The organism is Rhizobium sp. SL42 (assembly GCF_021729845.1).
Lineage (GTDB): Bacteria > Pseudomonadota > Alphaproteobacteria > Rhizobiales > Rhizobiaceae > Allorhizobium.
The window spans coordinates 1025687-1048934 of record NZ_CP063397.1 but is presented as its reverse complement, the minus strand read 5'-3'; the positions used below and the strand labels follow the sequence as shown (position 1 = coordinate 1048934).

Below are 23248 nucleotides of genomic sequence, written 5' to 3'. Positions count from 1 at the left end.
ACGCGGACGTGGCTTGGCGTAAAATGGTCTTTGCAAACCGACGATTGGTTTGCACACCAACGATAAGAAGGGAAACTCCATGAGTGTGCGTGTATCCGGCAAGCAAATGGAAATCGGCGAGTCGTTCCGTCAGCGGATCGAACAGCGGATCGAAGATGCGGTGACCAAATACTTCGACGGAGGGTATTCGAGCCAGATCGTCGTGACGAAGTCGCAATCGCGGTATGCCGCAGATTGCCTCGTTCATCTCGACGCAGGCGCCAACCTTCATGCTGCTGGCGAGGCGAATGATCCTCAACTGGCTTTCGATACGGCGTTCGAGCGCATTGAAAAGCGCCTTAGACGCTATAAGCGCAGACTGAAGGATCACCATGCGGTCGGCGTTGCTGGCACATCGATTGAAGTTGCCTATACCGTCATGGATTCATTTCCGGACGAACACGAAGACGAGGTGCCGGACGATTATGCACCCACGATCGTGGCAGAAAGCACCAAAAAGCTGAGGACGATGTCTGTCGCCTCGGCCGTTATGGCGCTGGACATGACTGACGAGCCTGTTCTCTTGTTCAGAAGTCCGGGAACAGAAGAAGTAAACATCGTATACCGTCGCAATGATGGTAATATCGGGTGGATCGATTCCGCCAACATCAAAGGCTGAAGAAGCACAACGGCGGGCGAATTCCATTCTGGCAGTCGCCCGCCGCTCGTCTCTCCAGCATGAAGGAAGTTGATATGGCCTTGGCAGATTTGCTGCAACAGGATGCTGTCGTACCCGCCCTCAGGGTGAACTCGAAGAAGCAACTGCTTCAGGAACTTGCGGCAAAAGCCTCGAAGTTGACCAATATTCCCGAACGGGAAATATTCGATGTCATCTTGCAGCGCGAACGCCTCGGATCCACCGGGGTCGGCAATGGAATTGCAATTCCCCACGGCAAGCTCAACCGCATCACACAAATCACCGGCGTCTTCGCAAGGCTCGAAACGCCGGTCGATTTCGAGGCGCTGGACGACCAGCCCGTGGATTTGGTGTTCCTGCTGCTCGCCCCTGAAGGTGCAGGCGCGGATCATCTCAAGGCTTTGTCACGCATTGCCCGCGTTCTACGCGATCAGGATCTCGTGGCCAAGCTGCGTGCGACCGATTCCGCCTCGGCAATCTTCACCTTTCTCAATCAGGAACATGCTTCCAACGCTGCCTGAAGCCATCCGTCAAAGACATAAAAAAAGCGCCCCGAAGGGCGCTTTTTTTGTTTCATGCATGATGTGAGGTTTAGGCCTTGCCGGCGGTATCGGCCGTCGCGTCGATCTTCGGACCGCCCTTGGCAACACCAACCATGGCCGGACGCAGCACCCGCTCGCCGATGGCGTAACCCGCCTGCACGACCTGGACGACGGTGCTGTTGGGCACATCCGGGTTCGGCACCTCAAACATTGCCTGATGGAAATTGGGGTCGAACTTCTGACCCACCGGCTCGATCTTGCGGATGCCATGACGTTCCATGGTCGCCAGCATGCCTCGCTCGGTCATCTCGACACCCTCGATCAGAGCGGCAAGACCAGCATCTGCGTTTGTGCGCGCTTCCTCCGGCAGGGCTTCAATCGCCCGGCGCAGATTATCCGAAACCGACAGCATGTCGCGTGCAAAGCCGGTAACCGCATAGGACTTGGCATCCTTGATCTCGCGATCCGTGCGGCGGCGAAGATTGTCCATTTCAGCGGCCAGCCGCAGGAAACGGTCCCGCAGATCCGCATTCTCTGCTTTCAGAGCTTCCAGCGGATCCACGTCCGTTTCGCTTTCGACCATGATCTGCTCTTCCGCTGCTTCGGGCATGGTAGCCTCGGCAGCCGCCGTGTCAGGTCCGTTCTTGTTGGTCTCATCGGTCATGACGATCTCCGAATTATTGTCATTGTTCGAATTCTGAGTTTCGAATTTGAGCCCGATATCAGGGTTTGTCGTGAAAAAATCAAGGCGTGGAGGGGAAAGAAGCGCTCAACGGCCTGAACGCGCCAGGCGAGCCATGAGCTGGGCGGTGTAGTCGACCATCGGCACGATGCGGGAATAGTTGAGCCGTGTCGGACCAATCACACCCACGGCACCAACGATGCGGTCTTCGCCATCGCGGTAGGGCGCTACAATCAGCGATGAGCCGGACAATGAGAAGAGCTTGTTTTCCGAGCCGATGAAGATACGCACACCTGGCCCGGTTTCGGCAAGGTCGAGGATCTCGATCAGGCTTTCCTTGCGCTCCAGATCATCAAAAAGCAGGCGAAGCCGGTCCACGTCTTCGGAACCCGCAAGCCCCTCGAGCAGGTTGGCCCGGCCGCGCACGATCAATCGGGTCGGCTTCTGATCTCCAAGACCGCCGGACCAGACGGCCAGTCCGCGCTCGACCAGATCCTGCGACAAGGCGTCGAGTTCGCCGGCAACCTGGGTCTTTAGCTTTTCCAGCTGACCACGCAGTTCTGACAGGGTCTGGCCGGCGAGATTGGCATTGAGGAAATTCGCCGCTTCGGTCAACTGGGAGGCGGTAATGCCGGCTGGAAGCTCGATGATACGGTTCTCGACCTGGTTCTGCTCACCGACCAGAACGGCAAGCGCCTTGGTCGGCTCCAGCCGAATGAACTCGACATGTTTCAGGACGGGATCATTCTTCGACGAGATTACCAGACCCGCGCCACGCGACAGGCCCGACAGCATGCGGCTCGCCTCGGTCAACATCGCTTCCATCGGCTGATCGGCGCTGGGTGGCCGGATCTGGCGCTCGATCGTGCCACGCTCTTCCTCGGAAAGATCGCCCACCTGCATGAATGCATCGACGAAGAAGCGCAGGCCAAGCTGAGTCGGCAGGCGACCGGCGCTGATATGCGGCGCATAGATCAGACCGAGACCTTCAAGATCGCTCATCACATTGCGCACCGAGGCCGGCGACAGCGACATCGGCAGCAAGCGCGACAGGTTGCGCGAGCCGAGTGGATCGCCGGAGTCGAGATAGGTTTCTACGATACGCCGAAAGACCTCTCTGGAGCGATCATCCAGCGAGGCGGAAACGTCGGCGACTGTATTCGTCGGTGCAACCATTATCGGAGCAAGCACTGTGTGCAGTGTTTCATGGAAAGAAATATAGTCATTCTGACCTCGATCACAAAGGCCAAATTCCACGGGCCAACGCGGCTTTTACGCACGCCCCAGGTTTTTCACTGCGAAAGCCCGGGGCAAAAACCCGAGCCACCCGGAACCAGGCGACAGAACTGTTTCCATTTGGCCCGGAAAGGCTCTAGAAGGCGTCAGACAATCTAGGAGATCGCAATGCGGCCATCAGGCAGAAAAACCGACCAAATGCGCAAGGTTTCGTTCGAGCGCAACTTTTCCAAGCATGCGGAGGGTTCCTGCCTCGTCAAGTTCGGCGACACCCATGTGCTGTGCACGGCAAGCCTCGAGGAAAAGACCCCGCCGTGGCTGCGCAACTCCGGCAAGGGCTGGGTCACCGCAGAATACGGCATGCTGCCGCGCGCCACCGGCGACCGGATGAAGCGCGAGGCAGCATCGGGCAAGCAGAGTGGCCGCACCCAGGAAATCCAACGGCTGATCGGGCGGTCGCTGCGCGCCATCGTCGATCTCGAAGCGCTGGGCGAACGCCAGATCTCGATCGACTGCGATGTCATCCAAGCCGATGGCGGCACACGCACCGCGTCGATCACCGGTGCTTTCATCGCTTTGCATGACTGCCTGAAGTGGATGGAAACGCGCAACATGATCAAACTCGAGAAGGTCCTGAAGGACCATATCGCAGCGATTTCATGCGGAATCTTCGCCAACCAGCCGGTGATCGATCTCGACTATCTGGAAGATTCGGCTGCGGAAACCGATGCCAATTTCGTCATGACGGGTTCCGGCGGTATCGTCGAGATACAGGGCACCGCCGAAGGCAAGCCGTTCAGCCAGGATGAATTCCTCACCCTGCTCGGCCTTGCCCGCAATGGCATCGATGAACTGGTCGCTCTACAAAAGCAGGCTCTCGCTTAAGCGGTAGGACAGGAAAGGTTCGACAGGTGTCTCAACTCTTGCAAGGTGTGCTGGAAACGGCGCTGTATGCCGACGACCTCGACGCCGCCGAGCATTTCTACGAAACCGTCCTGGGGCTCGAAAAAATCGCGCGCCAGGGCGATCGCCACATCTTCTTTCGCTGTGGCCAGACGATACTGCTGATCTTCAATCCGACGGAAACGCTGCAGCCGGCGCCTGCCGGTTCGCTTCCGGTTCCGAGCCATGGAGCCCAGGGCGCGGGGCACCTGTGCTTCAAGGTGTCCGGCGAAGAGATTGCCAGCGTCCTGGCGCGTTTGCAGCAGGCTGGCGTTAAGATCGAATCCGACTTCCGCTGGCCAAATGGCGCCCGTTCGATCTATTTCCGCGACCCAGCGGGCAATAGCCTGGAATGTGCCGAACCGAAACTCTGGACTCTGGACTGACCTTTCATGCGCAAGCTCGACACCCGTACCATCGTCGTGGCCAGCCACAATGCCGGCAAGATCGCGGAAATCGCCGATCTGATCGGCCCGCTCGGATTTTCCGCCAAGTCTGCAGCCGAACTGAAATTTGCGGAACCCGACGAGACGGGCACGACGTTCGAGGAAAATGCAGCGATCAAGGCACTGGCTTCGGCCAAGGCTTCCGGCCTGCCGTCGCTGTCGGATGATAGCGGCTTGGTCATCGACGCGCTCGATGGCGCACCCGGCGTCTACACGGCCAACTGGGCCGAGCGCGATGACGGCAGCCGCGATTTCGCAATGGCCATGCAGAAGGTCGAGACAGCTTTGTCCGAACGCGGCGCCACTGATCCGTCGCAACGCGGTGGCCGCTTTGTCTCCGTGCTCTGCCTTGCCTGGCCGGACGGCCATACCGAGTTCTTCCGCGGCGAGATCGAGGGTATCGTTGCCTGGCCTCCGCGTGGGACGGCCGGGTTCGGTTACGACCCGATTTTCCAGCCGGAAGGCCACGAGCGCACCTTCGGCGAAATGTCGTCGGACGAAAAACACGGCTGGAAGCCGGGCGATCCGCAGGCGCTGTCGCACCGCGCGCGCGCCTTCAAGCTTTTCGTTGAAACCTGCCTGGAGGCCTGATCCGCTCATGACCGAAGCCTTCACGCTTCTGCCCGACACCGGCGAACCGGGCTTCGGCATCTATGTGCATTGGCCATTCTGCGCGGCCAAATGCCCGTATTGTGACTTCAACAGCCATGTCCGGCATCAACCCGTGGATCAAGCCCGTTTCGTCTCGGCATTCCTCCAGGAGATGAAGGCGATGCGCGAACTCTCCGGTCCGAAAACGGTCACCAGTATCTTCATGGGCGGCGGCACGCCATCGCTGATGGATCCTTCAACCGTGGCCGCGATCCTGGACGGTATTGCCGGGGCCTGGCATGTGCCCAACGGCATCGAAGTGACGATGGAGGCCAATCCCTCCAGCGTCGAGGCAACACGTTTCCGCGGTTACCGCGCAGCCGGCGTCAACCGCGTGTCTCTCGGCGTCCAGGCGCTGAATGATGCAGACCTGAAATTTCTCGGCCGGTTACATGATGTCGAGGATGCGCTACGGGCCATCCGGCTCGCCCGCGAGATCTTCCCACGCATGTCCTTCGACCTGATCTATGCTCGGCCAAAGCAGACGGTCGAGGCTTGGGAACGCGAACTGAAGGAAGCGATGTCCTATGCCGTCGATCATCTTTCGCTCTACCAGCTGACCATTGAGGAAGGCACGGCCTTTTTCGGCCTGCACAGGGCCGGCAAGCTGATCGTTCCGGACGAAGAACACGCGGCCATCCTCTATGAGGCGACGCAGGAAATCACCGAGCGCGAAGGCATGCCGGCCTATGAAGTGTCGAACCATGCCCGTCCGGGCGCCGAAAGCCGCCACAACCTGACCTACTGGCGCTACGGCGACTATGCCGGCATTGGCCCCGGCGCACACGGTCGCCTGACCCGCGGGCGCTCGAAAATCGCAACGGCGACCGAAAAACACCCGGAAACCTGGCTCATCGCGGTCGAACAGCGTGGTCATGGCATGATCGACCAGGAACTGCTCGACAACGAGGCGCAGGCTGACGAATTGCTGCTGATGGGCCTGCGGCTGCGCGAAGGGGTCGATCTCGCCCGGTGGCAGCAACTCTCCGGACGCGATCCCGATCCGGCGCGCGAGCAGTTTTTACTGGAACAGGGCTTTATCGAACGGCTTGGCAATTCGCGGCTGCGCTGTACGCCGCCGGGCATGCTGATCCTTGATGCCGTAGTGGCAGATCTGGCCTGTTGATTGCAAATCGATCAGCAGACTAGAATTCGGTCTTTCTAGCCCGGATCGCGGATGGCACCTGACCTTGCATTTGCAGACTACGACTTTGCTCGCTTCTATGACGACTTCAATCGTCATGGGCCCGACCGCGACTTTTATCTCGGACTGGCGGCCGCACCCTCTTCCATTCTTGATCTCGGCTGCGGCACTGGGTCAGTGGCCTTGCAGCTCGCGCAGCTCGGCCACGGGGTCACGGGGCTCGACCCCGCGCCCGGCATGCTGCGGGTGGCGCGAGAAAAGGATCACGAGCGGTTGGTGGAGTGGATAGACGGCGATGCACGCGACTTCGATCTTGGTCGCCACTTCGACCTGATCATCATGACCGGCCACGTGTTCCAGGTATTTCTCGATGACGCGGAGACGTATGCCGTTTTGTCTTCCGCCCGGCGGCACCTCACCGCCAACGGTCGGCTGGTGTTCGAAAGCCGGAACCCGTTGGCCGAGGCATGGAGGGATTGGACGGAGGGCGCAACCCGCGAGGTCGCCTGCATCCGCGACGTTGGGCTTGTCGCAGTCCACTACCAGCTGACGGGTCAGCGGGATGATCTTGTGCATTTTGATACCGTGTTCACCCTGATCGACACGGGGGAGCGCAGAATCAGCCCAAGCATCCTGCGCTTCACATCACGGGAGAAGATTGCAGCGCTGCTGACTGACAGCGGTTTTGACACTGTGCGCTGGCATGGAGACTGGGAGAAATCCGCTTTCAGCCAAGACAGTTGCGAAATCATCGTGATCGCCAGCCGCTGACGATCGTCCAAAAAAGAGGCCGGCATTTGCGCCGGCCTTGGTTCCTCATGCATTATTCTCATTGATGAGCCGCTTCAGCAGCTCGATCTCGTGGCTCAGCTTGGTGTCTTCGCTGACCAGATCCTCGATCTTGCGCACGGCATGCAATACGGTCGTATGATCGCGTCCACCGAAGCGGCGGCCGATTTCCGGGAAGGACCGCGGCGTCAGGGTCTTGGACAGATACATGGCAATCTGACGCGGCTTGACGATGACGCGGGTCCGGCGGTTCGACACCAGTTCCTGGCGCGAGACATTGTAATGACGCGCGACAATGCGCTGGATGTCTTCGATACGGACGCGCTTCTGTTCGCCAGCGCCAACGAGGTGGGCCAGTAGTTCATCGACACGCTCGATCGACAGGTTTGGCTCGAAGGAGCGACGGAACACCAGCTGGTTGAAGGCGCCTTCCAGATCGCGGCCGCTGCTGGTGATGTTGCGTGCAACATGCTCAAGGAGGTCTGCGGGAATTTCCAGCGCGCCATCATCCTTGCGGGCTGCATCCAGGCGGCTTTTCAGCATATCCAGGCGCATGTCGTAGTCGGGCGCTTCCATCTCGATGGCGACGCCGCCCTGAAGACGCGAACGCACCCGCGGGTCCAGCGATTCCAGTTCCCACGGAGCACGGTCAGCTGCCACGACGACCTGCTTGGCGCTGTCGAGCAGCATGTTGAGCAGATGGCAGAATTCGTGCTGGATCATCTTTCCCTGCAGGAACTGCATGTCGTCGATGATCAGGAGATCGATGTTGCGCAGCGAGTCCTTCAGCGTCAGCGCGTCGTTGTCACGGATCGCGGTGGCGAAGCGCCACATGAAGTATTCGGCCGTCAGGTAGACAACGCGCGGCGCACGCGGGCTATGCACGGCGGCATTGGCAATCGCCTGCAGCAGATGGGTCTTGCCGAGGCCAACGGAGGAATGGATGAAGAGCGGATTGAAACGCACGGCGCCCGCACCCGCTTCGGCAATCGTCTTGGCCGCGGCAAGGGCCACGCGGTTCGATGCACCTTCGACAAAGCCGTCAAAGGTATAGCGCGAGTCGAGCGGCGAGCCGAACAGCGGCGTTGCGGTGCTGGAGCGCGCGGAATTGGAAGCCGGAGCCTGAGACGCGGCGATCTGGCCGACCGACTGCGGGCCGGACTTGCGGCCGGTGGCCGGCTGGGCGGTATCGGCGGGGACCTCGCGCTCATCGACGATCGGGCCACGGGTGGCGCGGCTTGCGCTGCGCACCATGATTTCCACCTTGAGAATGTTCGGATCTTCAGCCTGGAAAATCGAGCTGATCAGATCGAGATAGCGGTTGTTGATCCAGGACTTCAGGAAAGTAGTCGGCACGGTCAACCGCACGACGCTTTTCGATGCCGAATGGAGTTTGAGGCGCCCAAACCAGCTCGCATAGACATCAGGTCCAACCTGAGCCTTGAGACGGAGGCTGAAACGCTCGAAAAGAGCATTGTGCTTCATTTCGGCATTGTCTCCCGCACCATCGGAGCACGCGGCGCTGAGTGCCGAATGTGCATGGTCCCCATTTACCAACGCACCGGCCGTCATTGAATTAATATGCATTTTGCCGCCTTCCAAAATCATTTCAGGTACCGGGCGTCTTATCATCGTCCGGCAGCCGCTTTATCTCGCGCCGAGACGCAACCGTCCCGACAATCCCCGTGTAGCGCCGGAACCCAGGCCAGAAGCCATGCTCCGACAAAACGCCGCCCCCTCAAACAGCGTTCCCAATTTCCCGGCGTGCCTTTCATCCTCGACATGAAAAGCCAGCCAGCATTCGCTCGTCCTGAAGCCACTCAAGACGCAAAACGGTAGGGCGCGGAAACGATGCCGTTTCCGATGCAATACCGATCAGTTTATGGGATAACGGAATAGGTCCATCCCGCTCCAGCAAGGGCTGGTAAATCGTCGCAGCTTTTGCTGTTCCGATTGCCCTTCCGGGCTCGTCCCAAGCCCCTTGCTTGACCTCATTAAGGCAGGATCAAATGGCAATATCAACCGTGAATTTTCCGCAAAAATGAACGCCGGCCATTGACTCTGCGTCCATCGTTTTTGCGTCACATTCATCCGCAAAAGAATCGCTTTTGAATCAAGGGGATTCGAAAACGGCCCTGTGTTTGAGCGTTTGATGAGCCCAAAAATAAAAATTCGCTTGACTCAGATTGGGCCCAACCTACCCCTGGGTAAAGTGCCGGGCCGGCCGAGCACCTCCAGCAAGTGGCTGAAATTATTGATCTATTTCTGTCACTCGACTGATACACTTCCGTCAAGTAGCAACCTCTAAATCAATAGGCGTCATTTAGAAAAAGCGCAAACACAAAAAGCCCGGCGCAATGCCAGGCTCTTCGAAATTCGTCTAAAATATGTCTGAACTTAGGCCGACAGGGCCTTAACACGCGAGGCAAGACGCGAGATCTTGCGCGATGCGGTGTTGGCGTGAACAACGCCCTTGGTGGCTGCGCGCTGCAGTTCCGGCTGAGCCGCCTGAAGGGCATCCTTGGCCAGAGTTGCGTCGCCCGATGCGATCGCTTCTTCGACCTTGCGGATGAAACCACGGACCCGCGAACGGCGAGCCTTGTTGACTGCAGTTTGGCGAGCGATCTTGCGGGTCGCCTTCTTCGCCGAAGTTGTATTGGCCATGATGCCTCTCTTCGAATTCAAACCAAACCCCACCCTCGCCGCGTCGGGTCATTGCGACCTGCCAATTCAGCAAATGGGGAGCTATTTCGGAAAAGCCCAGCGGCTTTCCCAACCGTGGGCGGGCATATAGCGGGAAAGCGCGATTGCGTCAACGCGGATTCTGAATGAATCGCGCCTGCCCTTCATCTTGTTAGCGATTCCGGAAGCCCGGTTTGCGCTTCTCGACAAATGCTGCCATGCCTTCCTTCTGGTCTTCGGTGGCGAAGAGCGAATGAAACAGGCGTCGCTCAAAGCGCAAACCCTCGCCAAGCGGCTGCTCGAAAGCCCGATTGACCGCCTCCTTGGCCATCATGACCGCCGGCAGCGAAAAGGACGCGATCCTGGCCGCAGCCTCGATCGCCTCGTCCAGGAGCCGCTCAGGCTCGACGATCCGGGCAACGAGGCCGGCGCTCTCCGCTTCCGTGGCATCCATCATGCGACCGGTCAGGCAAAGGTCCATCGCCTTGGCCTTGCCGACGGCACGGGTCAGGCGCTGGGAGCCTCCCATGCCCGGTATGATGCCGAGCGTGATCTCGGGCTGGCCGAACTTCGCCGTCTTCGAGGCGATGATGAAATCGCACATCATGGCAAGCTCGCAACCGCCGCCCAGAGCAAAGCCCGACACGGCCGCGATCAACGGCTTGCGGAAACCGGCAATATCGTCCCAGGTACCGATGAAATCACCCGTATAGGCGTCGACGAAAGAGAGAGACTGCATCTCCTTGATATCGGCGCCGGCGGCAAACGCCTTTTCCGAGCCGGTCAGGACAACGGCGCCAATCTCTGCATCGGCCTGCAATTGCTCGAAAACCTGACACAATTCCCGCGCGACAGTGGAGTTGAGTGCATTCAGCGCCTGCGGCCGGTTCAATGTGACGATCGCCACGCGATCACGCCGCTCGATCAATATGGTCTCGAAGGACATCGCTCACTCCCTTGATGTTGTTTGGTGGCCTTACTTCTGGCAGCGCTGACAATAGAATGTCGAGCGGCCGGATTGAACTATCCTTTCGACGGTACCGCCGCAGCCTTCCGTCAGGCAGGCGTGGCCTTCGCGATCATAGGCACGGAAGCTGTGCTGGAAATAACCGAGCGTGCCATCCGTCTGGATATGGTCGCGCAATGACGAACCACCGGCCAGGATGGCATCGGCGATCACCTCGCGAATGCTGTCGGCCAGCAGCTGCAATTCGGGTTTCGGCTTGCCAGCCGTGGTGACCAGTGTCGATACCTTTCGCGTGGGCGAGAGATGCGACCGCCACAGGGCTTCGCAGACATAGATATTGCCGAGACCTGCTATTACCTTCTGATCGAGCAGGGCACTCTTCAGTGGCTGGCTGCGACCATTGAATCGGCCGGCAAGATAGTCGGCCGACAGGAGATTGCCGACCGGCTCAGGCCCCAGGTCACGAAAGGCGGGGTAAACATCGAGTTGTGCGCGTGTTGCCATGTCCATGAAGCCGAAACGGCGCGGATCATTGTAGATGACGCGCACCGGGCCTTCCTGTCGTTGCAGGTGAAAGATGACATGGTCATGCTTTTCATCCTTGCTTCTCTCATGGTGAAAGACGCCCGGCGCGCCTTCGACTGCGCCCGCCTCGATGCGGAACGAGCCGGACATCCCGAGATGGGCGATCACGGTTGCGCCATCCTCCATGTCGATCAGCAGATATTTTGCCCGGCGCGACAAGGCGGTAATGCGCCGGCCCTCGACCCTTGCGGCGAAATCACGCGGCAAGGGAAAGCGCAGATCGGGCCTTCTGAGCTCCAGGCGCTGCAAAAGCGCGCCTTCCATGGTGGGACTGAGGCCCCGCCTAACGGTTTCTACCTCTGGCAATTCCGGCATTAGCGCCCATCTTTCTGTTTGAACCGCATTCTTTAAGGTCTATAGACCAGCCTATGGGGCTGACATAGCGCAGATAGCGCTCGGCAGCCGTTTTCGCTATGGTCCAGCGACCTGTCGCCAAGTGGAGTGAACCGATGACTGCAAGCCGCATTTCCGCCGATGGCGGCATGGAAACCTCCTATGGTTTCCGCCAGGTCGACGAGCAGGAAAAGCAGGGCCTGGTCAACGAGGTCTTCCACAAGGTCGCCAAGCGCTACGACATCATGAACGACGTCATGTCGGCCGGGCTGCACCGGGTCTGGAAAGACGCGATGATCGCGGCGTTGAACCCGCGCAAGAGCGCCGACTACAAAGTGCTCGATGTTGCCGGCGGCACGGGCGATATCGCATTCCGGATCGTCGAGGCTTCCAACCGGATGGCGCATGCCACCGTGCTCGACATCAACGGCTCGATGCTGGGCGTCGGTGCGGAACGGGCGCAGAAAAAAGGCCTGTCCGACAATCTAACCTTCGTCGAGGCCAATGCCGAAAGCCTGCCTTTCGACGACAACACGTTCGATGCCTATACGATCGCGTTTGGCATCCGCAACGTGCCGCGCATCGATGTGGCGCTGTCGGAAGCCTTTCGCGTCTTGAAACGCGGCGGGCGGCTCTTGGTGCTGGAGTTCTCCGAGGTCGACCTGCCACTGCTCGACCGCGTCTATGATGCCTGGTCGTTCAACGCGATCCCGAAATTCGGCAAGATGATCACCGGCGACGCCGAACCCTATCAATATCTCGTCGAATCCATCCGGAAGTTCCCCAACCAGGGCGATTTCGCCAAGATGGTCAGCGCGGCCGGCTTCTCGAACGTCAAGTTCACCAACTATACCGGCGGCATTGCCGCGCTGCATTCCGGCTGGAAAATCTGACATTCATGAGCACGATCGGCGCATATTTCCGCCTTGCGCGGGTTGGCTGGGTGCTTGTGCGCGAAGGCGTCGTTGCTGCCCTTCCGTCTGATGGCCTCCCTCCCCTCGTTGGTTTCGGCAAGGCACTTGTCGGGCCGCTTGCACGACGTCGCGCCAAGCAGGCGGAGCGTTCCGACCGGCTCGCCCAGGCGGTCGCACGACTTGGCCCATCCTATGTGAAGATCGGACAGTTCCTGGCGACTCGACCGGACGTGGTGGGCGCCGACTTTGCTGACGATCTTGCCGGCCTTCAGGACAGGATGGATTTCTTCCCGACCGAGGACGCGAAATCAACCATCAGGGATTCCCTCGGTCGTACGATCGACGATCTCTATCTTCGCTTCGACGCGCCGATCGCTGCCGCCTCGATCGCACAGGTGCATCCGGCTGAAGTCATGACCCCGGACGGCCCGCGCAAGGTTGCCGTCAAGGTGATCCGGCCAGGCGTGCGCAAGCGGTTCGCGGCCGACCTCGAGGCGATGTATCTCGTGTCGAGCCTGCAGGAACGGTTCCTGCCGCATACGCGGCGGCTTCGCCCCGTCGAGGTGACGCGGACGCTCGAGCAGACGACCAAAGTCGAGATGGACCTCCGGCTTGAAGCGGCGGCATTGTCGGAGATCGCCGACAATACGCGCAAGGACCCCGGCTTTCGGGTACCCAAGGTCGACTGGGAGCGCACCGGTCGCGACGTGGTCACGATGGAGTGGATCGACGGCATCAAGATGTCGGACGTGGCGGCATTGCAGGCATCGGGGCTCGATCTCAACCTGCTGGCCGATACCCTGATCCAGTCCTTCCTCCGCCACACGCTGCGCGACGGCTTTTTCCACGCCGACATGCATCCCGGCAATCTGTTCGTCGATGAGAACGGCATGATCGTCGCCGTTGACATGGGCATTGCCGGACGTCTCGGAAAGAAGGAGCGCCGGTTCCTTGCGGAAATTCTCTACGGCTTCATAACAAGGGACTATTTGCGCGTCGCGGAAGTCCATTTCGAGGCGGGATATGTGCCCTCCCACCACAATGTCGCAAGCTTCGCCCAGGCGATCCGGGCCATCGGCGAGCCGATCCACGGGCAGCCGGCCGAAACCATTTCGATGGGCAAGCTATTGACCCTGCTGTTCGAGATCACCGAGATCTTCGACATGGAAACTCGCCCCGAATTGGTCATGCTGCAGAAGACCATGGTGGTGGTGGAAGGCGTTGCGCGTATCCTCAATCCGCAGTTCAACATGTGGAAGGCGGCCGACCCGGTGGTCTCGCAGTGGATCCGCGACAATCTCGGACCCAAGCGCATCGCCACGGACCTCAAGGATGGGGCCAAGGCTGCCATGCGGCTTGCCGAAGCATTACCCGAAATCGCTGCAAAGACCGAGAAATTCCATGCCGACATCATGCGCATGAGCGAGCAGGGCCTGCGCTTTGATCCCGAGACCGCCGAGGCAATCGGCAAATCGGAGGCAAGGCATACGCGCCATGGACGCCTTGCCTTGTGGGTGATTGCTGCGTCGCTCGTTGCGATCGCAGTTCAGCTTTCCTGAACATTTATAAATCCATCGCGTTTTTTTGTTTAGTCGATGGAACATGCGGCGTGCCGGCGCGTTACAACCATACTTAAGCATAGTTGTTCCCTCAGGAGTTTCATGTCCGCCACCCAATCCAGCTTCGTCCGGTCAACCATTCTCTTCATGTTGATCGGAACCGGCATCCTGCTTGGCATCGTCGTTGCCACGTTTGGCCTGGTTGAGAAAACCAGCGCGACTTTCGACTACATCATCGTCGAACGCGATATCCGTCGAACTGCAGCGGATTTGATCCAGAACCTGACAGATGCGGAAACCGGGCAGCGCGGCTATCTGCTGACACAGGACGAGAGCTTCTTGGCGCCGTATCACAAGGCTCTGAGCTCGATAAGCAGCAATCTCGAATTGTTGTCACAACGGGTGAGTGGACGCGCGATCAAGCAGGTACGCATGCCGGAACTGCGGCAACTGGTTCAGGCCAAGCTTTCGGAAATGGCGCGGACCATCGACCTCGTCAAAGACGGTCGGCGCGATGAGGCCGTCAGTCTGGTGCAGACCGAGGTCGGGCGCGAGGTGATGGACCAGATCCGGGCGATCATCGACGATTTCAAGCAGAAGTCGGACAGCAATGTCGACCGTGGCGCGAGCGAACAGGTTGAGGCGACCGAACAGCTGCAGTGGATTACCGTGGGTGGCGGCATCGCCATCCTCGCGGTCATGAGCGGCGCGATGCTGATCGTCTACCAGCATGTGCGCGAGCTTCTGAAGGCCCGCCAGGAAGTCGAGCACCTGAATGCCGGACTGGAGGCCCGCGTTGCCGAGCGCACCGAGGATCTGATGCAGGCGAACCAGGAAATCCAGCGTTTTGCCTATATCGTTACCCACGACCTCCGGGCGCCGCTGGTCAATATCATGGGCTTTACAGCCGAGCTCGATACATCACTCAAATCGCTGCAGGCCTATGTGCTGGCCGACGGGGGCGCCGTGTCTGAAGAGATGATCCGGGAGGCGCGGCTTGCGGCATCGGAAGACCTGCCGGAAGCCATCGGCTTCATTCGCTCCTCGACGAAGAAGATGGACGGCCTGATCAATGCGATCCTGAAGATCTCACGCGATGGCCGCAGGCAGCTGAAGCCGGAACCGGTCGAACTCAAGCCTCTGCTGGAAACGATCGCGGCCAGCCTTCACCATCAGATCAGCGAAAGCGACGGCCAGACATCGCTCGACACCAAAGCGACAGCATTGGTGACCGACCGCCTTTCGCTCGAACAGATTCTTGGTAACCTTTTCGACAATGCCATCAAGTATAAGCATCCGGATAGGCCGCTTGAACTTGCGGTCCGCACTGCGCCGGAAGGCCGGCACATGGTGCGGATCGAAGTGCAGGATAACGGCCGTGGCATCGCAGAGCAGGATCAGGAACGCGTCTTCGAACTTTTTCGTCGCGCAGGCCAACAGGACAAGACCGGTGAAGGCATCGGTCTTGCCCATGTCCGATCTCTGGCCCGGAACCTCGGCGGGGAAATCAGTGTTTCCTCCCGCTTGGGTGAAGGGTCGACTTTTGTTCTGCGGCTGCCATCCGATCTGTCACGCTTAGTACGGAGTTGACGATGAAAGCTGTGGGCAAAGAAGTCACGATTGTGATGGTTGAAGACGACGAGGGGCACGCCCGTCTGATCGAAAAGAATGTGCGCCGTGCCGGCGTCAACAACGAGATCGTGCCGTTTACCAATGGCACCGATGCACTCGACTTCATCCTCGGACAAGACCGCAGCGGAAAAGTCTCGCAAGACCGCTATCTGCTGATCCTGCTCGATCTGAACCTGCCTGACATGTCGGGCACCGACATCCTGGAAAAAGTAAAATCCAACCCGCATACGCGACGGTTGCCGGTCGTCATCCTGACCACGACGGATGACGAACGCGAAATACAGCGGTGCTACGACCTTGGGGCCAATGTCTATATCACCAAACCTGTCGACTACGACAACTTCGCCAATGCTATCCGCCAACTCGGACTTTTCTTCTCCGTTATGCAGATCCCCTGAACCCGGCTTGGTGACGATGAGCTTCCGCGTCCTCTATATCGACGACGACGCCGCCATCGTCCGGCTGGTGCAAAGATCCCTTGGCCGCATGGGACACGAGGTCGCGCATGCGGAAACCACGCATGACGCCCTTTCATTGCTGCAGGGCGGCAATTTCGACGTGGTTGTCCTCGATCACTACCTGCGCCAGACCACCGGTCATGAAGTGATGGCGGACCTTCGCGCGCAGGGTTTCCACATGCCGGTCGTCTATGTCACCGGCTCCAACGAGGCCCAGATCGCGATCGAGGCCATCAAGGCGGGCGCTGCCGACTATGTGATCAAATCGGTCAGCGACGATTTCCTGCCGCTGCTTGCCAGCGCCATAGAACAATCCGTGTCGAACGCCCAGTTGCGTGCCGCCAAGGAGCGGGCAGACGAGGAAATCCGTCTGGGCAAGGAGCGCGCGGAAGCCCTGCTCGCCGAGGTCAACCATCGGGTGGCAAACTCGCTGGCCCTCGTCGCGAGCCTGCTCAGGCTGCAGATCTCCAGCGCAAAGAGCGACGAGGTCAAGGCCGAACTGGCCGAAACCCAGGCGCGCATCTCGGCGATCGCCGGCATGCATCGCAGTCTCTACACTTCCGAGGATGTCAGCCGGGTGGAACTGGATCGATATCTCGGCCGGCTGACGGCCGAGCTGTTCAACTCCTTGCACAGTGCCGAAAGACCGGTCCGGCTTCTGCTTGATGCCGACCCTATTTCAATGACCGCCGACAAGGCCGTTTCGGTCGGGATGATCGTTACGGAGCTCGTGACCAACGCCTTCAAATACGCTTATCCCAATCTCGGCGGTGGAGGTGATATTCGCGTGAAACTGAAGCGCCTGTCCGACACGGAGGCGCTGCTGCGGGTCGAGGATGACGGCATCGGCATTGATCCCGGCAAAGGCCCGACGGGCACAGGCCTCGGCAGCCGGATCGTCAAATCCATGGCATCTACGCTCGGGGCGGGGCTGCATTATCTCGAAGATGTCGGCGGCACGGTGGCCGAGGTTCCGCTTCAGCTTGGCCCGGCCAGCTGATACTCGTCGCACATTTACCACAACTGTCTCCCGACATTGCCTCTCGCCTGAATTGCGATAGGGTCGCGCTGACAGAAAGGGCCTTATCCATGACCTTGGGCGGCAAGCGCATTCTCCTGATCATTGCTGGCGGCATTGCCGCCTACAAGAGCCTCGACCTGATCCGTCGGCTGCGCGAACGCGGCGCCGTGGTCCGGCCGATCATGACGAAGGCAGCCCAGGAGTTCGTCACACCGCTCGCTGTCGGCGCGCTTTCTGCCAGCCATGTGTATACCGACCTGTTTTCCCGCGAGGACGAGCAGGATGTCGGCCACATCCGGCTGGCGCGGGAATGCGATCTTGTCGTCGTTGCTCCGGCCACCGCAGACCTGATGGCGAAAATGGCGCATGGCCTGGCCGATGATCTGGCCTCCGCCGTGCTGCTCGCCAGCGACCGCCCGATCCTGATCGCGCCGGCAATGAACCCGAAGATGTGGACTGCGTCCGCGACGCAGCGAAATCTGGCGACCTTGCAGAAGGACGGCATCCAGTTTGTCGGACCGATGGAAGGCGAAATGGCGGAAAGTGGCGAACGCGGCCTTGGCCGCATGGCCGAACCGCTCGACATCGTCGCCGCCGTGGAACAGCAGCTGTCGGGACCAAAACCGCTTGCCGGCATGAAGGCCGTGGTGACATCCGGCCCAACCCATGAACCCATTGATCCGGTGCGCTATATCGCCAACCGCTCCTCCGGCAAACAGGGCCATGCGATTGCCACTGCCCTTGCAAAGCTCGGTGCGGAGGTGACACTGGTTTCGGGGCCCGTGACAATTTCCGATCCCACCGGCGTCAGGACAGTTCATGTCGAACGGGCGGAAGAGATGCGGGACGCTGTGCTGGCAAACCTTCCGGTCGACATCGCGGTCATGGTCGCGGCTGTCGCCGATTGGCGCGTGGCGAGTTCGGCCGATCAGAAAATCAAGAAGCTCCCGGGGGAAGCTCCCGCGCCGCTACAGCTGACGGAGAACCCGGATATCCTCAAGACCGTGGGCCATCATGCCCAGAGGCCGCGGCTGGTGGTCGGATTTGCGGCTGAAACGCAGAATATCGATGAAAACGGCCGCAGCAAGCTGGAGCGCAAAGGCGCTGACCTGATCGTCGCCAATGATGTTTCTGCGGGAACCGGCGCGATGGGCGGCGACCGCAACAGCGTGCGGCTGATTACCAAGACCGGCGTCGAGGCATGGCCGGACCTTTCGAAGACCGAGGTTGCGGAACGGCTGGCGCTGTGGATCGCAACTCATGTCAGCGGAACATCGAGATGAGCCTGTTCAGCCGCACGGGGTTCCAACAATTTGTCGAGGCGCTCCCCGGCACGTCTCTTGCCGATCAATGGGAATCCTCCGTCGCCAAGGTCGGAGACAAGGTATTCGGCCTTATCACCGATGCTGAGAACCGGCTGACGTTCAAGGTGAGCGAAGAGAGCTTCGAGATTCTGACCGCGATCGAAGGGATTGACCAGGCACCCTATTTCGCCAAACGCAAATGGGTCTCCGTTTCACCGACATCAGCCTTGAACGCGGATGAGGCCGAGGAATATCTGCGTCGGTCCTATGGTCTTGTCAGCGCCGGCCTGACACGCAAGCTGCGAATCGACCTCGGCATTCCGCTCTAATTCAGGAACCCGATCAGAGTGCCATTGCCGGCTTACGTGCCGGCTCCGGCATACGGGCATCATCGGCGGCCGGGCGGAATTCGACCGCGTCCAGTCCCTTTTCGCTCAGGATGACAGCGCTGCTGGCCGGGATCTCGACCCATTTGTCGGTCTCGTCGGTGAGCGGTTCGGAAACCAGACAGTAACCGCCCTTGTCGCCCATCGGGGCAGCATAGAGCGTCGGCGCGAATGCATCGGTCGAATAGCGCACGGCATACAGCGCCCGACCGTCGGAGAAGGCCGCCGTGAAGCGTACACGCGCTTCACCGGTCATGTGCATACTCATGCGCTCGACGAAGCCCACGGCCTCGCTCATGGCGGCAATAGGCCTTTCCTTGAGGCCGAATTGCAGGGCCAGCAGGAACAGCAGCTCGGAATCCGTGGTGCCGACACGTGCATGGAAATGCTCGTCGTCGAGCATCGTTTCCATCGGCCGGCGGATGCGGTCGAAATGATCGATCTGGCCGTTATGCATGAAGGACCAGTTGCCGTTGACGAAAGGATGGCAGTTGTCGCGGCGGGTCGAGCCATGGGTGGCTGCGCGGACATGTGCAAGAAACAGCGAGGAGCGGATCTGGCTGGCAAGGCTTTTCAGGTTGCAGTCAGACCATGCGGGCAGCACATCGCGGAAACGGCCAGGTTCCGGGCGATCGCCGTACCAGGCAATGCCAAAGCCATCCGCGTTGGTCGCTGTCTTGGCGCGGGTGGCGCAGTGGGATTGCTCTATCAGCGAATGGGCCGGCGAGGTCACCAGTTCTTCCAGATAGATCGCTTCGCCGCGATAGGCTGCCCAACGACACATGCGTTTTCACAACTCCGACAAGCTACCGGTCCGTCGCCGGCGCACTTTGAGACAGTTTTCAACCGAATGGCTAACGATACGTAAACGTCGTGACATTGATGACAGAATTTTGACGAATGCTGCAATCACTTTCTGCACCGCACAATCGCGTTTTTTGACTGAGGGCCTGTTTTCCAAACACGGGCGGGCTTTGTGAACACTGCGTTCCCGGCGTCTCTCTTCGGCTGCGGCGAAATTCGGCTATATTGGCGGCAATCACGCAAAAGGAGCATTCCATGTCGATCCGCCCCGTCAAGCATGAAAGCCGCGCCACGCCAACCATGGAAGGCGCCGGCGTCAAGCTGCACCGAGTGTTCGGCTTCGGCGATCCGTCGATGACCGACCCCTTCCTGATGATGGATGATTTCCGCAACGATACCCCGTCCGACTATATTCGCGGCTTCCCCTGGCACCCGCATCGCGGCATCGAGACCATTACCTATGTGCTGGCCGGCACGGTCGAGCACGGCGACAGCCTCGGCAATCGCGGGCTGCTCGGCGCCGGTGATCTCCAGTGGATGACCGCCGGGAGCGGCATCATGCATCAGGAAATGCCCAAGGGCGATTTCGCGGGCCGCATGCACGGCTTCCAGCTTTGGGCCAACCTGCCCTCGTCGCTGAAGATGACCGCGCCGCGTTATCAGGACATCAAGTCCGCCGATATTCCCGTCGTGGTCGATGACGACGGCACCGCGGTCAGGGTGATCTCCGGCGCTTTCTGGGGCAAGGCAGGTCCCGTCGACGGGATTGCAGCGGAGCCGGTCTATCTCGACATTTCGGTGCCGCCCGGCAAGCGCAAGACCATTCCGGTCGACACCTATCGTTCCGCTTTTGCCTATATCTTCGCAGGATCCGGCAGCTTCCGCGACGCTTCCACGCCATTCGGCGTAAAGGTCGAAAAGGAATACAGGGGCGAAGAGCTGAATATCCGCGACCTTTCCGGCAACAGGACGCTGGTCGTCTTCGACACCGGCGACGAGATTACCGTGCAGGCCGGCGAACAAGGCATCCGCTTTCTGCTGGTCACCGGCAAGCCGATCAAGGAACCGGTCGCCTGGCACGGCCCGATCGTGATGAATACACGCGAAGAGCTGATGCAGGCGATGAACGAATTGCAGAATGGAACTTTTATCAAGGTCGATCATTAAACAAGCAGCCGCAAGGCTGTGACAGTCAAGTTCCCCTTGCCCGGCGGCCCCCCTCCGCCGGGTTTTCTTTTTTGGGAGGCTGAACATGCATATCTCCGGCGGCTGCCATTGCGGCGCTATCCGCTTCGAAGCCGAAGTCGACCCGCAGGAGGTCGGCATCTGCCATTGCACCGATTGCCAGCGACTGACCGGATGCGCTTACCGGGTCAGCGTCGGTGCGGAACCCATGGATTTCCGCGTTGTGGCGGGCACGGCGCGCCGATACCGCAAGTTCGGCGCCAGCGGCAGGCCGAGTGACCAGTACTTCTGTGATATCTGTGGTTCGCCACTCTGGCGGGTCGATGCCACCGGCGCCAGCATCGCCATACGCCTCGGAACGATCGATCAGCGGCAGGCGCTCACGCCACGCCATCAGAGCTGGACCGGCTCTGCCCTGAGATGGGTGAGCGACATACGGGACATTCCCGCATCTGCCGGCGAATAGACCAGGGGATTATCTCCAAAGGGCGTGGAAATGATGCACGGGCCCATGTCCCGAACCCACGGCCAAAGCCCCCGACGTCGCGACCGCGCTAGCCAGCCAGCTCTTGGCCGCTGCAACGGCGTCAACTGTTGTCAGCCCCTTTGCAAGTTCGGCGGCAATCGCACTCGACAGCGCGCAGCCCGTCCCGTGGGTGTTCTTCGTGGCAATCCGCGGCGCTTCGAACCAACGAAAGCGCCCGCCTGAAACCAGCAGGTCCGGGCTGTCGGCGGCGGCGAGATGCCCGCCCTTCAACAACACAGCCTTGGGCCCCTGTAACATCAGACGGGCGCCCTGCGATTCCATCACCTCCCGGCGGGCCGCCTCCGGCTCGCCGAGCAGGACAGCGGCTTCGGGAAGATTGGGGGTGAGAAGCGTTGCGAGGGGCAGAAGCTCATCGCGGAGCACGGCAACCGCTTCGGGGTCCAGCAGCGCGGCACCGCCCTTGGCGATCATGACGGGATCCAGGACGATTGGAATGGCGCGATATGGCTTCAGCGCTTCGGCAACCGCGCGGGCAATATCGGCATTGGCAATCATGCCGATCTTGACGGCATCGACGTGCAGGTCGGCGAAAATCATCCGGATCTGCTCCGCGACGAAGTCAGGGTCGATAGCCTGTACCGACGAAACGCCCCGGGTGTTCTGTGCCGTCAGCGCCGTGATCGCCGCCATGCCGTAGCATCCGCGTGCAGAGAACGTCTTCAGATCGGCCTGGATCCCGGCCCCACCGGACGGATCGGATCCGGCAATCGACAGCACATTGGCAATGAAACTGGACATGGATTTCACGGGCGCCCCTTCTCCAGCGGGGTAGCCGACGGGAAGGGCCACGATATGCGCGGAGGCTTCCCAAGCGACTCCCTCCGCCAGCATTATCTGGTTCAGGTTCAAAGGGTGCTTCTCAGCCCATCTTTCGATGAACGCCCCTGTCTCTGGAGCCTAGTCTTAGAGCAGAGCGGCGCTGCTGTCATGCAAAATGGCATAGGCACAGCCCCGAACCATTTGCGACAAAAGTCAAAAATGGCTAGTTGCGTAGTCAGCCTATCGTCCCAGCTCAAGGAATTCGCGATTGCCCTTCGCCCAGAACACCGTCTTCGACAAGCGTTACAATGGCTTTCTGTTCGACATGGACGGTACGCTGCTCAACTCCATCGCGGCCGCAGAGCGCGTGTGGGGCAAATGGGCCGCACGCCACGGGCTCGATGTCGAGGCCTTCCTGCCAACGATGCATGGCAAACGTGGCATCGACACGATCAGCGGACTTGGCCTGCCGGGTGTCGACGTTCAGGCGGAAGCGCTGGAAATCGAGCGCGGTGAAATCGAAGACGTCGAGGGTGTGGTCGCCATTCCCGGCGCGATAGACTTTCTGAACGGCCTGCCCTCGGCGCGCTGGGCGATCGTCACATCGGCCCCTGTGCTCCTCGCAAGGGCCCGCATCGAGGCCGCGGGCCTGCCGCAGCCGCCAAAAATCGTCACCGCCGAAGACGTGAAGATCGGAAAACCAAATCCTGCGGGTTATCTGCTCGGGGCAAGCCATCTCGGTGTCGATCCGGCCCGCTGCCTGGTGTTCGAAGACGTGATGGCCGGCGTGCTGGCCGGCGAAGCTGCGGGCTCGGATGTCATGGTGGTCACCGCCACCCACAGCCATCCACTTGAGACCCGGCATCCGGCAATTGCGAGCTATATCGGGCTTAAGGTGCATGTCGACGGCGATGGCGGCATGCAGATCGTCCGGGCCGGCTGACCTTTTCCAAGGTCAGCCCGGGAATGGCACGCCCGCGCCTCTGGTGCGCGGGCTGACCGAC

25 protein-coding genes and 1 riboswitch are annotated in these 23248 nt (G+C 60.1%); of the genes, 17 read left to right on the top strand and 8 right to left on the bottom strand.

All coding sequences use genetic code 11. The annotated features are described in order from the left end of the window. The first annotated feature begins 79 nt into the window (after nt 1-79). Nucleotides 80-658 carry a ribosome hibernation-promoting factor, HPF/YfiA family gene (gene hpf, locus IM739_RS04860; protein WP_237370087.1) on the top strand — a complete coding sequence of 193 codons (579 nt, stop codon included), beginning with the start codon at nt 80-82 and terminating at the stop codon, nt 656-658. A 74-nt stretch (nt 659-732) separates the two neighbouring features. Then, entirely contained in the window at nt 733-1197 is a 465-nt protein-coding gene (gene ptsN, locus IM739_RS04855; protein ID WP_007602443.1) for a PTS IIA-like nitrogen regulatory protein PtsN, read from the top strand. Between the two features lie 70 nt (nt 1198-1267). Here ptsN and grpE read toward each other — a convergent pair whose 3' ends face one another. Both grpE and hrcA read right to left on the bottom strand, forming a co-directional pair. Further along, a complete protein-coding gene (gene grpE / locus IM739_RS04850) occupies nt 1268-1939 on the bottom strand; it encodes a nucleotide exchange factor GrpE (protein WP_272911339.1) in 672 nt (223 codons plus the stop codon). A 48-nt stretch (nt 1940-1987) separates the two neighbouring features. Next, nucleotides 1988-3076 carry a heat-inducible transcriptional repressor HrcA gene (gene hrcA, locus IM739_RS04845; RefSeq protein ID WP_237370978.1) on the bottom strand — a complete coding sequence of 363 codons (1089 nt, stop codon included), beginning with the start codon at nt 3074-3076 and terminating at the stop codon, nt 1988-1990. A gap of 228 nt (nt 3077-3304) precedes the next feature. On the opposite strand from hrcA, the gene rph reads away from it, so the two are divergent. The 5 genes from rph to IM739_RS04820 are packed head-to-tail and all read left to right on the top strand — an operon-like array spanning nt 3305 to nt 7090. Then, nucleotides 3305-4021, top strand: a complete 717-nt coding sequence (gene rph, locus IM739_RS04840; protein WP_237370085.1) for a ribonuclease PH — start codon at nt 3305-3307, stop codon at nt 4019-4021. A 26-nt stretch (nt 4022-4047) separates the two neighbouring features. Continuing rightward, nucleotides 4048-4464: a VOC family protein gene (locus tag IM739_RS04835; protein ID WP_237370084.1), complete on the top strand. Its 417-nt coding sequence runs from the start codon at nt 4048-4050 to the stop codon at nt 4462-4464. A 6-nt stretch (nt 4465-4470) separates the two neighbouring features. Next, nucleotides 4471-5115 carry an RdgB/HAM1 family non-canonical purine NTP pyrophosphatase gene (gene rdgB / locus IM739_RS04830; RefSeq protein WP_237370083.1) on the top strand — a complete coding sequence of 215 codons (645 nt, stop codon included), beginning with the start codon at nt 4471-4473 and terminating at the stop codon, nt 5113-5115. 7 nt (nt 5116-5122) lie between these two features. Continuing rightward, nucleotides 5123-6301: a radical SAM family heme chaperone HemW gene (hemW, locus tag IM739_RS04825; RefSeq protein WP_237370082.1), complete on the top strand. Its 1179-nt coding sequence runs from the start codon at nt 5123-5125 to the stop codon at nt 6299-6301. Between the two features lie 51 nt (nt 6302-6352). Further along, nucleotides 6353-7090, top strand: coding sequence for a class I SAM-dependent methyltransferase (locus IM739_RS04820; RefSeq protein ID WP_237370081.1), 738 nt, complete (start codon nt 6353-6355; stop codon nt 7088-7090). 45 nt (nt 7091-7135) lie between these two features. Here the strand turns inward: IM739_RS04820 and dnaA are convergent, their stop codons facing one another. The 4 genes from dnaA to mutM form a co-directional block, all read right to left on the bottom strand. Beyond that, the gene (dnaA, locus tag IM739_RS04815; RefSeq protein ID WP_237370080.1) at nt 7136-8695 is read right to left on the bottom strand and encodes a chromosomal replication initiator protein DnaA; all 1560 of its coding nucleotides are present in this window, start codon (nt 8693-8695) and stop codon (nt 7136-7138) included. An 810-nt stretch (nt 8696-9505) separates the two neighbouring features. Beyond that, on the bottom strand, nt 9506-9772 hold the full coding sequence (gene rpsT / locus IM739_RS04810; RefSeq protein WP_007602428.1) for a 30S ribosomal protein S20: 267 nt from the start codon (nt 9770-9772) through the stop codon (nt 9506-9508). Nucleotides 9773-9962: 190 nt separating this feature from the next. Next, a complete protein-coding gene (locus IM739_RS04805; RefSeq protein ID WP_237370079.1) occupies nt 9963-10736 on the bottom strand; it encodes an enoyl-CoA hydratase in 774 nt (257 codons plus the stop codon). Between the two features lie 30 nt (nt 10737-10766). Continuing rightward, complete coding sequence (mutM, locus tag IM739_RS04800) at nt 10767-11657, bottom strand: bifunctional DNA-formamidopyrimidine glycosylase/DNA-(apurinic or apyrimidinic site) lyase (RefSeq protein WP_237370078.1); 891 nt, start codon at nt 11655-11657, stop codon at nt 10767-10769. 134 nt (nt 11658-11791) lie between these two features. On the opposite strand from mutM, the gene ubiE reads away from it, so the two are divergent. From ubiE to IM739_RS04765, 7 genes are all read left to right on the top strand, one after another. Beyond that, entirely contained in the window at nt 11792-12568 is a 777-nt protein-coding gene (ubiE, locus tag IM739_RS04795) for a bifunctional demethylmenaquinone methyltransferase/2-methoxy-6-polyprenyl-1,4-benzoquinol methylase UbiE (RefSeq protein ID WP_237370077.1), read from the top strand. 5 nt (nt 12569-12573) lie between these two features. Then, nucleotides 12574-14148: a 2-polyprenylphenol 6-hydroxylase gene (gene ubiB, locus IM739_RS04790; RefSeq protein ID WP_237370076.1), complete on the top strand. Its 1575-nt coding sequence runs from the start codon at nt 12574-12576 to the stop codon at nt 14146-14148. A 102-nt stretch (nt 14149-14250) separates the two neighbouring features. Beyond that, nucleotides 14251-15738, top strand: a complete 1488-nt coding sequence (locus IM739_RS04785) for a sensor histidine kinase (RefSeq protein WP_237370075.1) — start codon at nt 14251-14253, stop codon at nt 15736-15738. Between the two features lie 2 nt (nt 15739-15740). Then, on the top strand, nt 15741-16178 hold the full coding sequence (locus tag IM739_RS04780; RefSeq protein ID WP_237370074.1) for a response regulator: 438 nt from the start codon (nt 15741-15743) through the stop codon (nt 16176-16178). A gap of 16 nt (nt 16179-16194) precedes the next feature. Then, entirely contained in the window at nt 16195-17238 is a 1044-nt protein-coding gene (locus IM739_RS04775; protein ID WP_237370073.1) for a sensor histidine kinase, read from the top strand. Between the two features lie 89 nt (nt 17239-17327). After that, complete coding sequence (coaBC, locus tag IM739_RS04770) at nt 17328-18542, top strand: bifunctional phosphopantothenoylcysteine decarboxylase/phosphopantothenate--cysteine ligase CoaBC (protein ID WP_237370072.1); 1215 nt, start codon at nt 17328-17330, stop codon at nt 18540-18542. After that, nucleotides 18539-18892 (top strand): MmcQ/YjbR family DNA-binding protein, encoded by a 354-nt coding sequence (locus IM739_RS04765; protein WP_237370071.1) that lies wholly within the window; start codon nt 18539-18541, stop codon nt 18890-18892. The genes coaBC and IM739_RS04765 overlap by 4 nt, the downstream gene beginning before the upstream one ends. A 13-nt stretch (nt 18893-18905) precedes the next feature. Here IM739_RS04765 and IM739_RS04760 read toward each other — a convergent pair whose 3' ends face one another. Next, on the bottom strand, nt 18906-19733 hold the full coding sequence (locus IM739_RS04760) for a class II glutamine amidotransferase (RefSeq protein ID WP_237370070.1): 828 nt from the start codon (nt 19731-19733) through the stop codon (nt 18906-18908). Between the two features lie 275 nt (nt 19734-20008). Between IM739_RS04760 and IM739_RS04755 the strand changes: the two genes are divergently transcribed. Beyond that, complete coding sequence (locus IM739_RS04755; RefSeq protein ID WP_237370069.1) at nt 20009-20920, top strand: pirin family protein; 912 nt, start codon at nt 20009-20011, stop codon at nt 20918-20920. Between the two features lie 85 nt (nt 20921-21005). Continuing rightward, nucleotides 21006-21404: a GFA family protein gene (locus tag IM739_RS04750; RefSeq protein WP_237370068.1), complete on the top strand. Its 399-nt coding sequence runs from the start codon at nt 21006-21008 to the stop codon at nt 21402-21404. 9 nt (nt 21405-21413) lie between these two features. Here the strand turns inward: IM739_RS04750 and thiD are convergent, their stop codons facing one another. After that, nucleotides 21414-22223, bottom strand: a complete 810-nt coding sequence (gene thiD / locus IM739_RS04745) for a bifunctional hydroxymethylpyrimidine kinase/phosphomethylpyrimidine kinase (protein ID WP_237370067.1) — start codon at nt 22221-22223, stop codon at nt 21414-21416. A 61-nt stretch (nt 22224-22284) separates the two neighbouring features. Then, a riboswitch (TPP riboswitch) is annotated at nt 22285-22381 on the bottom strand. Between the two features lie 131 nt (nt 22382-22512). Between thiD and IM739_RS04740 the strand changes: the two genes are divergently transcribed. Beyond that, nucleotides 22513-23187: an HAD family hydrolase gene (locus IM739_RS04740; RefSeq protein ID WP_237370066.1), complete on the top strand. Its 675-nt coding sequence runs from the start codon at nt 22513-22515 to the stop codon at nt 23185-23187. Nucleotides 23188-23248: the final 61 nt, after the last annotated feature.

Excerpts from the sequence above, each read along its gene's own strand:
- ubiB (WP_237370076.1), top strand. The coding sequence starts at position 12,574 with ATGAGCACGATCGGCGCATATTTCCGCCTTGCGCGGGTTGGCTGGGTG.
- dnaA (WP_237370080.1), bottom strand. The coding sequence starts at position 8,695 with ATGCATATTAATTCAATGACGGCCGGTGCGTTGGTAAATGGGGACCAT.
- rpsT (WP_007602428.1), bottom strand. The coding sequence starts at position 9,772 with ATGGCCAATACAACTTCGGCGAAGAAGGCGACCCGCAAGATCGCTCGC.
- IM739_RS04785 (WP_237370075.1), top strand. The coding sequence starts at position 14,251 with ATGTCCGCCACCCAATCCAGCTTCGTCCGGTCAACCATTCTCTTCATG.
- IM739_RS04760 (WP_237370070.1), bottom strand. The coding sequence starts at position 19,733 with ATGTGTCGTTGGGCAGCCTATCGCGGCGAAGCGATCTATCTGGAAGAA.
- thiD (WP_237370067.1), bottom strand. The coding sequence starts at position 22,223 with ATGTCCAGTTTCATTGCCAATGTGCTGTCGATTGCCGGATCCGATCCG.
- IM739_RS04750 (WP_237370068.1), top strand. The coding sequence starts at position 21,006 with ATGCATATCTCCGGCGGCTGCCATTGCGGCGCTATCCGCTTCGAAGCC.
- IM739_RS04820 (WP_237370081.1), top strand. The coding sequence starts at position 6,353 with ATGGCACCTGACCTTGCATTTGCAGACTACGACTTTGCTCGCTTCTAT.
- IM739_RS04805 (WP_237370079.1), bottom strand. The coding sequence starts at position 10,736 with ATGTCCTTCGAGACCATATTGATCGAGCGGCGTGATCGCGTGGCGATC.
- IM739_RS04755 (WP_237370069.1), top strand. The coding sequence starts at position 20,009 with ATGTCGATCCGCCCCGTCAAGCATGAAAGCCGCGCCACGCCAACCATG.
- ubiE (WP_237370077.1), top strand. The coding sequence starts at position 11,792 with ATGACTGCAAGCCGCATTTCCGCCGATGGCGGCATGGAAACCTCCTAT.
- coaBC (WP_237370072.1), top strand. The coding sequence starts at position 17,328 with ATGACCTTGGGCGGCAAGCGCATTCTCCTGATCATTGCTGGCGGCATT.
- IM739_RS04780 (WP_237370074.1), top strand. The coding sequence starts at position 15,741 with ATGAAAGCTGTGGGCAAAGAAGTCACGATTGTGATGGTTGAAGACGAC.
- ptsN (WP_007602443.1), top strand. The coding sequence starts at position 733 with ATGGCCTTGGCAGATTTGCTGCAACAGGATGCTGTCGTACCCGCCCTC.
- rph (WP_237370085.1), top strand. The coding sequence starts at position 3,305 with ATGCGGCCATCAGGCAGAAAAACCGACCAAATGCGCAAGGTTTCGTTC.
- mutM (WP_237370078.1), bottom strand. The coding sequence starts at position 11,657 with ATGCCGGAATTGCCAGAGGTAGAAACCGTTAGGCGGGGCCTCAGTCCC.
- hrcA (WP_237370978.1), bottom strand. The coding sequence starts at position 3,076 with ATGGTTGCACCGACGAATACAGTCGCCGACGTTTCCGCCTCGCTGGAT.
- IM739_RS04775 (WP_237370073.1), top strand. The coding sequence starts at position 16,195 with ATGAGCTTCCGCGTCCTCTATATCGACGACGACGCCGCCATCGTCCGG.
- rdgB (WP_237370083.1), top strand. The coding sequence starts at position 4,471 with ATGCGCAAGCTCGACACCCGTACCATCGTCGTGGCCAGCCACAATGCC.
- hpf (WP_237370087.1), top strand. The coding sequence starts at position 80 with ATGAGTGTGCGTGTATCCGGCAAGCAAATGGAAATCGGCGAGTCGTTC.
- hemW (WP_237370082.1), top strand. The coding sequence starts at position 5,123 with ATGACCGAAGCCTTCACGCTTCTGCCCGACACCGGCGAACCGGGCTTC.
- IM739_RS04765 (WP_237370071.1), top strand. The coding sequence starts at position 18,539 with ATGAGCCTGTTCAGCCGCACGGGGTTCCAACAATTTGTCGAGGCGCTC.